Raw genomic sequence first — 3,911 nt, 5'->3', positions numbered from 1 at the left:
AGGCAAGCCAGCTCCCACATTTAATCTTCATCGTCAGAGTGAGGTACCGCAAACACCGCATTCGCCCGTGCCACCACCTTGTCCCCCACTTGCAGGCTCACAGTGGCAAACGCCATCTGCCGGCCACGCTTGTGGTGCTCCAGCCGCACCACAATCCACTCCCCCACCTGCACGGCACCCAGGTAGTCCAGGGTCATGCTAGCAGTTATCAACGGTAACGGCGGTTCGCTGGAAAACGCCATCGCATAGCCCATGCCGACATCCGCCAGCGTTGCCAACACCCCACCGTGCACCGTGCCGCGCCCATTGGCGTGGCGGTTGTCGGCACGCAGGCCGATTTCCAATTGCAACCCTTCACCCCGGCAATACGCCGGACCTAACAGGTCGAGCAACGGGCTGCTGCGTGGCAGCGAGACAAACCCTTCGGGCACGGTGTAAGTGATCATGGCGAGCTCTTCCTTGGCCAAAACACGAGGTGTACCCCAGCCTCCCCAAGTTCACCATCAAGATCAGCCAAGCCAATGATCAACAATCAGCTAACGCTTCATGCAACGCTGATAGCGCTCATCCACACGCTTGGCAAACCACGCGGTGGTGAGGTTGCGGGTGATCTTCGGACTCTTGAGCACGATGCCCGGCAAAATCGCGCGCGGCACAGGCTTGCCGGCAGCTTTGTCGGCCAGGGCAAATACGCGTTTGTAGAGGGTGGTTTCTTCGAAGTCGAGCTGCTCGCCCTTTTCCAGCTGGCTGCGGATGCTGGGGTTGCGCATATCCAGCTTCGCGCCCAGGGAACGCACCGCCAACTCGGTGGTGCCGGGCAGCAGTGAGCCATAACGAATCAGGTCCCCATCCAGCGCCAGCTCGGTGCCGCTGACTCGGCTGACAGCAGCCTGGAACGCGGCATTGCGGCTGGCATACCACCCCGCGTTGAAATCGGCAAAGCGGTACAGCGGCTGGTCGTAGCTCACCGGGTAACCGAGAAGATGCGTGATACCGAAGTACATGCCGCCACGACGGGTGAAGACTTCGCGACGAATTGTGCCATCCACGGTGTAGGGATAATCGCGGGCGTGTTGCTGCGCAAAATCGATGCTGACCTGCATGGGGCCGGCGGTGTGCACCGGGTTAAAGCCGCCGAACAAGGTATTACCCAGGGGCACCATGCTGATGAAATCGTCAAAAATGCCGCTTAAGTCCTTCTCTGTGCGTGCGGCACTGAGGCGCTCGGCGTAGGTCTTGCCGGTGGGCGAACGCAATTGCAGCGTGGTGCGCACCACAAAGGCCGGCACATGGACCTTGCCGGCGCGGCGCAGGATTTCATCCTGGGCGATCTTGCCCATGTTCGGCACCGGCGGGTCTACCTGATAGGTGGACTCTTGCTCGGTCACCGCCAGCACAGCGCAGATATTTTCGCTGCTGGGGTAGATTTTCTGGGTGTCGAAGGCGGTGTAGATGTCTTTGGCCCAGCCGTTGCGGTCCGCCACCGTGGCCGGTAACAGCCGCACAATCTGCGCCTTCACCTCGGCCTCGCTGCGCTCAGGCTGCTGCGGGCCGCGTGGAGTGGAGCAGCCGGCCAGCACCAGCAAGGTGGTGAGGCACAGGATCAGGCGGCTTGAATACATGGGGTTTCCTTGAATAACGACGGGCCGGTTGTGCGGATATCGACAGGTAAGTCTAACCGGGGTTCGCCGACCTGTTGCACTCGCCAGTTATCACTGAACGTGACAGGATCGGTCATCGACCATTCGTACAAGGAGTTTGAATGCCATGCTCAGCCTGAACTTCTTCGTCACCTGCCTGATCGTCGTGCTGATCCCCGGCACTGGGGTGATCTTTACCGTGTCCACCGGCCTCACTGCCGGCAAGCGTGCCAGCCTGTTCGCCGCGTTGGGCTGTACTGCCGGGATCATTCCCCACTTGCTCGCATCGATATTGGGCCTTTCCGCCCTGCTGCATACCAGCGCCCTGGCCTTTGAGGCGTTGAAATTCGCTGGGGCGGCCTACCTTTTATATCTGGCCTATGCCACCTGGCGTGACCGCTCGGCCTTCGCCATGAGCGACACACCAGCGGTCGCGACTGCACGCAGCCTGATGCTGCGCGGCTTTCTGCTGAATATCCTGAACCCCAAGCTGACGATTTTCTTCCTGGCCTTCCTGCCGCAATTCGTCACCCCCGGCAGCACGGCGCCCGCTGTGCAGATGCTGGTACTAAGTGGCGCTTTCATGGCGATGACGTTTGCGGTGTTTGTGGTGTACGGCCTGCTGGCCAATGTGTTTCGCCGTGCCGTGATCGAGTCACCACGGGTACAGAATTGGTTGCGCCGCAGTTTTGCCGCAGCCTTTGCGGGGTTGGGGTTGAACCTGGCGTTTGCGCAGCGCTGACAAGAACTAGCGAAACCTCCTACCCAACACCCGGATAAGCTCTACAGATCCTTCCTGAAAACCGCTGCAAAGTCCTTCGCCTGATCACACAGTGCGAGGGATTGCAGATGGTTTTGTTAGTTAGAGCCCAGGCCAAAGGGGCTAGCGCTTGAACCCGGCCATTGGCAGGCTGGCCCTGACCCCAATGGACGTGAAGACGGTCGACGTTGAAAGCGTCTTCCGTGATTTTCGCGAATGCCTGAATACCTTTGACGAATGGGCGTCGAGCTTCTGGAGCTTCTCGGCGCTGGATGTCGAGCAGGTGTTCAAGGTCGGGGATGAGGTGGCGCTGGTCGCCCCGATCAACCGCTCCATCATTCCCAGTAGCACCGTTGCCACGTGCCAGGCCAATGGCACGTTGACCCTGGTGCATATGTTCCAAAGCAAGCGCTTCGTGCCTATCGGCAATACGCCGGTGGTGCTGCAACGCGTCGATCCCAACGGCGGCCCATTGGGCGAGCCGATCCACCACACCATCGGCCCCAGCGGCATTCTCGAAATCACCGAGTGTGATCGTAATCAATCGTACCGAATCAGTTTTTACCCCGATGTTTCCAAAGATCACGTCAAGGCACTGTACGCGTCTTATCAGTCAGTGATTGCGGGGTTGGAAGAGCGCCTGCGTAAAGCGTGGAACGACACCTTCCAAGCGCAGTGGAGAATTTATACCGACGCCAAACCGCTTGATCAACGCAGGATGCTGGAGAAAGCGGCTCTCAATGGCATGGGCACGGCGCTCTACACCCTTTGGGACAACTTGACGCAGTTGTTTGACATGTTGGCGGACATCAAGCCCAACAGCGAAAAGTTGCTCAAGTACATCTCCCAGGCCGAGCTTGATGAGCTGCTGACACTCAGCAATGACGCGATCGCCAACGGCCTGCTGGTACTCAGCGATGAGCCGCTGTTGTTCATTTACGTGTCGGCGATGGTCAGCTGGATGCGCCTGCTGCCGCCGCAAGACATGCAGGAGCTGATGGGCGAAATCACCGGCGAGGTGTTGATTAACTTGCTGTTGATTCGGGCGACGGCGGGCATGGGCGTGGCGGTACGCCTGGGCACTCAAGTCCTCGGGCACATCAAGTCTGGACGGGCGCGGAGTTTGCTCGAGTTGCTGGCAAAACAGCATGTGGGGCCGACGTTGGAGCCACATGTAGCGGCGGTTAAACCCTTGTTGCTGAGCAGTGCCACGACGCCGATCAAGACCGTGCCGGTTGCGCCGCTGAAGGCTGGGGACCAGTTGGTTGCCAACCCGGTGCCGGCGGTGCGCGGCAAGACGCAGCAGACCGCGTTGGTGCGCCAGGAACCTGTGGATGATGTGCCGGCTTCTGGCAAGAACCTGAACGGCGATGCGGCGGCCCCTGCGGACAAAACCGTCACCCACGGTTGCCCCGTTTCGATGGTCACCGGCGCGGAATTGCTGACGCTCACAGACGGCACGCTGGATGGGGTTTTGCCGTTTGAGTGGACGCGGGTGTATCGCACCAGTG

4 protein-coding genes are annotated in these 3,911 nt (G+C 60.0%); 2 read left to right on the top strand and 2 right to left on the bottom strand.

Annotation, left to right across the window (positions count from 1 at the left end; all coding sequences use genetic code 11):
- Positions 1-20: 20 nt before the first annotated feature.
- Together FEM54_RS26630 and FEM54_RS26625 are read right to left on the bottom strand one after the other, a co-directional pair.
- A complete protein-coding gene (locus FEM54_RS26630) occupies positions 21-446 on the bottom strand; it encodes a PaaI family thioesterase (RefSeq protein ID WP_099547658.1) in 426 nt (141 codons plus the stop codon).
- Between the two features lie 90 nt (positions 447-536).
- Positions 537-1,622 (bottom strand): DUF1615 domain-containing protein, encoded by a 1,086-nt coding sequence (locus FEM54_RS26625; protein ID WP_138453664.1) that lies wholly within the window; start codon positions 1,620-1,622, stop codon positions 537-539.
- Between the two features lie 145 nt (positions 1,623-1,767).
- Here FEM54_RS26625 and FEM54_RS26620 point away from each other — a divergent pair, with 145 nt between their 5' ends.
- Together FEM54_RS26620 and FEM54_RS26615 are read left to right on the top strand one after the other, a co-directional pair.
- A complete protein-coding gene (locus tag FEM54_RS26620) occupies positions 1,768-2,382 on the top strand; it encodes a LysE family translocator (protein ID WP_138453663.1) in 615 nt (204 codons plus the stop codon).
- A 184-nt stretch (positions 2,383-2,566) separates the two neighbouring features.
- Positions 2,567-3,911: DUF6531 domain-containing protein (locus tag FEM54_RS26615; protein WP_240792809.1), on the top strand; the 1,345-nt coding region annotated here is incomplete at its 3' end.

This window comes from Pseudomonas edaphica, from assembly GCF_005863185.1.
GTDB lineage: Bacteria > Pseudomonadota > Gammaproteobacteria > Pseudomonadales > Pseudomonadaceae > Aquipseudomonas > Aquipseudomonas edaphica.
The sequence above is the reverse complement of the archived record's forward strand: the minus strand, read 5'-3'. Positions and strand labels throughout refer to the sequence as shown.